Source organism: Microbacterium alkaliflavum (assembly GCF_044325405.1).
GTDB lineage: Bacteria > Actinomycetota > Actinomycetes > Actinomycetales > Microbacteriaceae > Microbacterium > Microbacterium alkaliflavum.
This window is the reverse complement of record NZ_JBIQWL010000025.1, coordinates 1-412: the sequence shown is the minus strand read 5'-3', so window position 1 is coordinate 412 and position 412 is coordinate 1. Positions and strand designations below refer to the sequence as shown.

At 73.1% G+C, this 412-nt stretch carries 1 protein-coding gene; it reads left to right on the top strand.

Going from position 1 to position 412, the window contains the following annotated elements; translation table 11 throughout:
• The coding region (locus ACH3VR_RS23255) for a hypothetical protein (protein ID WP_397558724.1) at positions 1-238 on the top strand (238 nt) is incomplete at its 5' end.
• Positions 239-412 lie beyond the last annotated feature (174 nt).

The window sequence follows — 412 nt, the reverse complement described above, 5'->3', positions numbered from 1 at the left end:
GGGGTGGCGCGCCGGCGCGCTGTCCGCCGTCGCGGCGGCCATCCGCCAGCGCGTCGGGCAGTACGACGTCGAGGGGTTCGCCGCGCACCGTCAGGCCCTCGAGGAACTGCGCGCCGTCAAGCCGGAGGCGGTCGCGGCGGGCGAGCAGGCGGGCGACGACATGAGCATCGCGGAGGCCTACGCTCTCGCCCTTCCCGAGGCCGACACGTCGGTGCAACGTGCCATCGCGCTGTGGTGAGGGGTCGAATCCCCGCGATGTGCATTCGGGTGCATGACAGCGGGTGCCGAGTGGGGTCATGATGTGGTCATGACTGGGCCGCATCGCCCTGTGATCCGCACGCCCGACCAGCGGATCCGGGTCTTCGTCAGCTCGACCCTGCGCGAGCTCGCCGACGAGCGCCGCGCCGCCCGC